The organism is Streptomyces sp. NPDC088707 (assembly GCF_044752725.1).
Taxonomy (GTDB): domain Bacteria; phylum Actinomycetota; class Actinomycetes; order Streptomycetales; family Streptomycetaceae; genus Streptomyces.
This window is the reverse complement of record NZ_JBIVLV010000010.1, coordinates 362396-368395: the sequence shown is the minus strand read 5'-3', so window position 1 is coordinate 368395 and position 6000 is coordinate 362396. Positions and strand designations below refer to the sequence as shown.

The 6000-nt window shown below is 72.6% G+C and carries 6 protein-coding genes; 1 reads left to right on the top strand and 5 read right to left on the bottom strand.

Features of this window, described 5'->3' with window-relative positions; all coding sequences use genetic code 11:
* The coding region (locus ACIP84_RS29100; protein WP_401801684.1) for an acyl-CoA dehydrogenase family protein at positions 1 to 350 on the bottom strand (350 nt) is incomplete at its 3' end.
* A gap of 125 nt (positions 351 to 475) precedes the next feature.
* Here ACIP84_RS29100 and ACIP84_RS29095 point away from each other — a divergent pair.
* Positions 476 to 1801, top strand: coding sequence for a UDP-glucose dehydrogenase family protein (locus tag ACIP84_RS29095; RefSeq protein WP_401801681.1), 1326 nt, complete (start codon positions 476 to 478; stop codon positions 1799 to 1801).
* A gap of 54 nt (positions 1802 to 1855) precedes the next feature.
* Here ACIP84_RS29095 and ACIP84_RS29090 read toward each other — a convergent pair whose 3' ends face one another.
* The 4 genes from ACIP84_RS29090 to ACIP84_RS29075 all read right to left on the bottom strand — a co-directional run bounded on the left by ACIP84_RS29090 (position 1856) and on the right by ACIP84_RS29075 (position 5856).
* Entirely contained in the window at positions 1856 to 2788 is a 933-nt protein-coding gene (locus ACIP84_RS29090; RefSeq protein WP_401801679.1) for a membrane dipeptidase, read from the bottom strand.
* Positions 2789 to 2936: 148 nt separating this feature from the next.
* On the bottom strand, positions 2937 to 4163 hold the full coding sequence (locus tag ACIP84_RS29085) for a dipeptidase (protein ID WP_355965782.1): 1227 nt from the start codon (positions 4161 to 4163) through the stop codon (positions 2937 to 2939).
* Positions 4160 to 4657 carry a 5-(carboxyamino)imidazole ribonucleotide mutase gene (gene purE, locus ACIP84_RS29080; protein ID WP_355965792.1) on the bottom strand — a complete coding sequence of 166 codons (498 nt, stop codon included), beginning with the start codon at positions 4655 to 4657 and terminating at the stop codon, positions 4160 to 4162. The genes ACIP84_RS29085 and purE overlap by 4 nt, the downstream gene beginning before the upstream one ends.
* 59 nt (positions 4658 to 4716) lie before the next feature.
* Positions 4717 to 5856 (bottom strand): 5-(carboxyamino)imidazole ribonucleotide synthase, encoded by a 1140-nt coding sequence (locus tag ACIP84_RS29075; protein WP_401801677.1) that lies wholly within the window; start codon positions 5854 to 5856, stop codon positions 4717 to 4719.
* Positions 5857 to 6000: the final 144 nt, after the last annotated feature.

Below are 6000 nucleotides of genomic sequence, written 5' to 3'. Positions count from 1 at the left end.
AGGTACCTGTGCTTCAGCTCCTCCGAGCCGGACAGGATCACCGGCAGCGAGCCCAGCTTGTTGACCGCCGGGATCAGCGAGGACGAGCCGCACGCACGCGCGACCTCCTCGATCACGATCACCGTGGCCAGCGCGTCCGCGCCCGCGCCGCCGTAGGCCTCCGGGACGTGCACGGCGTGCAGGTCGCCGGCGACCAGCGCGTCCAGGGCCTCCTGCGGGAACCGGCCCTCCTCGTCCACCGCCGCGGCGAACGGCGCGATCTTCGCCTCCGCGAGCGCACGCACCGACTCCCGGAGCATGTCGTGCTCCTCGGAGGGCCGATACAGGTCGAAATCAGAAGAACCTGACACTCTCACTCACTCCCACACTGCTAACTACCGTTAAGTAACCCGAAGCGTAGGGCGTGCCCCGGCCCCGGACCAGAGCACGACTATGCTCGGGCAGGCATTCCGCCCGACGTTCACTGGAGACCCGCATGGCCCTCAAGATCACCGTGATCGGCACCGGCTACCTCGGCGCCACCCACGCCGCGGCCATGGCGGAACTGGGCTTCGAGGTCCTGGGGCTCGACGTCGTCCCCGAGAAGATCGAGCTGCTGTCCTCCGGCCGGGTCCCGATGTACGAGCCGGGCCTCGAGGAACTCCTCGCGCGCCACGTGGCCGGCATCGAGGGTTCGAGCGGGCGGCTGCGCTTCACCACCTCCTGGGAGGAGGTCGGCGCCTTCGGCGACGTGCACTTCGTCTGTGTGAACACCCCGCAGAAGCACGGCGAGTACGCCTGCGACATGAGCTACGTGGACGCCGCCTTCGCCTCCCTCGCCGAGGTCGTCCGCGAGGGGGCCCTGGTCGTCGGCAAGTCGACCGTGCCCGTCGGTTCGGCCGAGCGGCTCGCGGGCGTGCTCCCGGAGGGCGTGGAGCTGGCCTGGAACCCGGAGTTCCTGCGCGAGGGCTTCGCCGTGCAGGACACGCTGCACCCGGACCGGATCGTCGTCGGCGTCCAGGGCGAGCGGGCCGAGAAGCTGCTGCGCGAGGTGTACGCCGGGCCGGTCGGCGACGGTTCGCCCTTCGTGGTGACCGACTTCCCCACCGCCGAGCTGGTGAAGACCTCCGCGAACTCCTTCCTCGCCACCAAGATCTCCTTCATCAACGCGATGGCCGAGGTGTGCGAGGCCGCCGGCGGTGACGTCGCCAAGCTGGCCGAGGCGATCGGGCACGACGACCGGATCGGCGCCAAGTTCCTGCGCGCCGGCATCGGCTTCGGCGGCGGCTGCCTGCCCAAGGACATCCGGGCCTTCATGGCCCGCGCGGGCGAGCTGGGCGCCGACCAGGCGCTGACCTTCCTGCGCGAGATCGACTCCATCAACATGCGGCGCCGCGGCCAGATGGTCGAGATGGCGCGCGAGGCCCTCGGCGGCAGCACCTTCCTGGGCCGCCGGGTCGCCGTCCTCGGCGCCGCCTTCAAGCCGGACTCGGACGACGTCCGCGACTCCCCCGCGCTCAACGTGGCCGGTCAGATACACCTTCAGGGCGGCCAGGTGACCGTCTACGACCCCAAGGGCATGGACAACGCCCGCCGTCTCTTCCCGACCCTCGGATACGCCGAGTCCGCCGTCGAAGCGGTGCGCGGGGCGGACGTGGTGCTGCACCTGACGGAGTGGCGCGAGTTCCGCGAGCTCGACCCGGCGGCGCTCGCCGAGGTCGCCGCCTCGCGGGTGATCCTGGACGGCCGCAACGCGCTGGACTCCGAGCGCTGGCGGGCGGCCGGCTGGACGTACCGGGCGATGGGCCGCCCGCGCGCCTGAGGACACCGCCGCACCGGGGCGCTGTCGTCAGCGCCCCCTCCTCCCTTCCCGCCGTCAGGCCGCGGCCGGCCTGATGCGGTTCGTCCGCGCCAGGAACTCCGTCTCGCGCAGCGCCCGCGTCACGTTGGCGTGCGCGAGGCCGACCAGTTCCTCGGCGGTCCAGCCGCGGCGGAGGAGCTCCGCGAAGAGCGGGACGTAGCCGACGGCCGGGGTGGTGGCGTGGGAGACGCCCACGCAGTGCGTGCCCGCCTCCGTCCGCACCCGGTCCAGGACGTCGGCGACGGCGGCCGGGTCGTCGGTCACGGTCACCATGCAGACGGCGCCGTTCCCGCCGAGCAGGCCCAGGACGTCGTCCGGCAGGCCTTCCGGGGCCGCCCTGGTGAGCAGGGCGGGGGCGCGGGTGACCGCGAGGGCGCGGCGGACCGTGTCCTGGTCGGCGCCGGAGAGGTCCACGGCCAGGCCGAGGCGGTTCATCTCCCGTACCGCGTCGCGGGCGAAGCGGTCGAAACGGGTGAGGTTGACGGCCCGTACGCCCAGGGCGTGATAGGCCCGCAGGGTCGCGGCGGAGGCGCCGAGCGCCGTCCAGCTGACCGGTCCGAGCAGGGCGGCGACGCGGCCGCAGTTGCGGGCGTGGGCCATCTCGGAGGTCGTGTGGGCGAGGCGCAGGTCCTCGGGGCAGCCGGCGACGAGGGCGCGGATGGCGTCGATGCGCCGCAGGGTCCCGATGACGCCCGCCGTGTCTTCGCCGGGTTCGACGTGGAGCGACCAGAACTGGGCTCCGGCCTCCGCCGCGCGGACGGGCGGGAGGTCCTCCGGGTCGAGGGAGGGGGGCAGTTCGGTGTGTCCCTCGACGACGGGCTGGGCCGCCAGGAGGGCGCGGGCGCGGGACGTCTCGTCGGGCGGCGGGGGTGGTTCGGGGGGTGCGGGCTCCCCGGCGGAAGCAGGGACGGTGGAGAGGGTGGGATGGTCGTCTAGCAGTTCCGCCATGGTCTTACTCCAACTCGGTGATGCAGTACCGCCCCGCCGAGTCGGGCGGGGCAGTACCGTCCACCGTGCCACCGGGCCCGCGCGGGGGCTCGGTGGGCGGAGCCGTCCGGGTGAACGCCGGGGCCGGAGCCGGGGCGTGCGCACGCCGTCAGGCGCCCGGCGCGTCCAGGGAGTCGAGCGTCGCGTTCGACGGTGCCGTACGGCTGCGCAGGTCGCGCGAGACCGCCTCCGCGTCACGGAGGACGCGGACGGCGTTGGACCAGGTCAGCTTCGCCAGGTCCGGCTGCGACCAGCCGCGGTGCAGCAGCTCCGCGACCAGGTTCGGATAGCCGGCGACGTCCTCCAGGCCGGCCGGGGTGAAGGCCGTGCCGTCGTAGTCCCCGCCGATGCCGATGTGGTCGATGCCGGCGGCCTCGCGCATGTGGTCGAGGTGGTCGGCGACCGTGGCGGCGGTGGCGACCGGCCGCGGGTTGGCCTCCTCGAAGGCGCGGTGCAGCTTCATGGCCTCTGCGGTGGTGTCGAGGTGGTCGAAGCCGTGCGCCCGGAGGTTCTCGTCGGCCCGCGCGGTCCACTCGACGGCCGCGGGGAGGATGAACTTGGGCACGAACGTGGCCATCGCGACCCCGCCGTTGGCGGGCAGCCGCTCCAGGACGTCGTCCGGGATGTTCCTCGGGTGGTCGCAGACGGCCAGGGCCGAGGAGTGCGAGAAGATCACCGGCGCCGCCGAGGCGTCGAGCGCGTCCCGCATGGTCGTCGCGGCGACGTGCGACAGGTCGACGAGCATGCCCGAGCGGTTCATCTCGCGGACGACCGTACGGCCGAAGGCGGAGAGCCCGCCGACGCCGGGTGCGTCGGTCGCCGAGTCCGCCCAGTCGTTGTTGTCGTTGTGGGTGAGCGTCATGTAGCGCACGCCGAGGGTGTGCAGGGCGCGCAGGGTGGCGAGGGAGTTGTTGATCGAGTGGCCGCCCTCGGCGCCCTTGAGGGAGGCGATACGGCCCTGCGCGCGGGCCGCCTCCATGTCGTCGGCCGTCAGCGCGGGGGCGAGGTCGCCCGCGTACCGCTCCAGGAGCTGGTCGACGATGTCGATCTGCTCCAGGGTCGCGCTGACCGCGTCGTCGCCGGCCAGCCGGCAGGGCACGTACACCGACCAGAACTGGGCGCCGACACCGCCGGCCCGCAGCCGCTTGAGGTCGGTGTGCAGGGCGCCGGTCTGGTCCGCGCCGATGTCCATCCGGTCCAGGTCGTACCGGACGTGCTCCCGCAGCGCCCACGGCAGGTCGTTGTGGCCGTCGACGACGGGGTGGGCGGCGAGCAGCTCGCGGGCCTCGGCGAGGCGGTCGGCCGCGCCGCCGGAGGCCCCTTCCGCGGCGCTCACTTGGCGAAGCCGAACGACTCCGCGCCCTCGACCCTGGCCCGCAGGCGCTTGCCCTTCTCGGTCGCCTGGTCGTTCAGTTCCTGCTGGAACTCCCGCATCCGGGTGAGCAGTTCGGGGTTGTGCGCGGCGAGGATGCGGGCCGCGAGCAGGCCCGCGTTCCGCGCGCCGCCGACGGAGACCGTGGCGACCGGCACGCCGGCCGGCATCTGCACGATGGAGAGCAGCGAGTCCATGCCGTCGAGGTACTTCAGCGGCACCGGCACGCCGATGACCGGCAGCGGGGTGACGGAGGCGAGCATGCCGGGGAGGTGGGCGGCGCCGCCCGCGCCCGCGATGATCGCCTTGAGGCCGCGGCCCGCGGCCTCCTCGCCGTACGCGATCATCTCGCGCGGCATCCGGTGCGCGGAGACGACGTCGACCTCGTACGGGATCTCGAACTCGTGGAGGGCCTGCGCCGCGGCCTCCATGACGGGCCAGTCGGAGTCGGATCCCATGACGATGCCGATCACGGGGGCGATGGAGGTGGCGGGGGCTGCGGCGGGGCTCGTGCTGCTCACTCGGTGATCGTTCCTCGCAGATAGCCGGCGGCGTGGCGCGCGCGCTCCAGCACGTCGTCCAGGTCGTCGCCGTAGGTGTTGACGTGCCCCACCTTGCGGCCGGGCTTCACGTCCTTGCCATACATGTGGATCTTGAGCTGCGGGTCCCTGGCCATGCAGTGCAGGTACGCGGAGTACATGTCCGGGTAGTCGCCGCCCAGGACATTGCACATCACGGTCCACGTCGCGCGCGGCCGCGGATCGCCGAGGGGCAGGTCGAGGACCGCCCGGACGTGGTTGGCGAACTGCGAGGTGACCGCGCCGTCCTGGGTCCAGTGGCCGGAGTTGTGCGGGCGCATCGCCAGTTCGTTCACGAGGATGCGGCCGTCCGTGGTCTCGAACAGCTCGACGGCCAGGTGGCCGACGACGCCGAGCTCCTTCGCGATGCGGAGGGCCAGCTCCTGGGCCTGTCCGGCGAGCTCGCCGTCGAGGTCGGGCGCGGGTGCGATCACCGTGTCGCACACGCCGTCGACCTGCCGGGACTCGACGACCGGGTAGGCGACGGCCTGGCCGTGCGGGGAGCGGACGATGTTCGCGGCGAGCTCGCGCGCGAAGTCGACCTTCTCCTCGGCGAGGACCGGGACCCCCGCCAGGAAGGGATCGCGGGCGTCCTCCGGCTTCCGGACGAACCAGACGCCCTTGCCGTCGTAGCCGCCGCGGACCGTCTTGAGGATGATCGGGAAGCCCCCGACCTCGGCGGCGAAGGCCGCCGCGTCCTCGGGGTCCGCCACGATGCGGTGCCGGGGGCAGGGTGCGCCGATCTCGCGGAGCTTCGCGCGCATCACCCCCTTGTCCTGGGCGTGCACCAGCGCGTCGGGCCCGGGGCGGACGGGGATGCCGTCCGCCTCCAGGGCCCGCAGGTGCTCCGTGGGGACGTGCTCGTGATCGAAGGTGATCACGTCACATCCGCGCGCGAAGTCACGCAGCGTAGCCAGGTCGCGATAGTCGCCGATGACGACCTCGCTCACCACCTGCGCCGCAGAGTCCTGCGGGGTGTCGCTGAGGAGCTTGAACTTGATGCCGAGGGGGATGCCCGCCTCGTGGGTCATTCGGGCGAGCTGTCCGCCACCGACCATGCCGACTACCGGGAACGTCACCCTCTTAGGGTATCCGCACCATCCGTGAACACTCGTCCGGCTGTGGTTTGGCACAAGAACGACGCTGGTGGGGAGCCGGTTCGCCAGCGGTTTCCCAGGTACACGGGCGGGTGACAGGAGCGCTGGTTAGCATGGTTGGGTTGA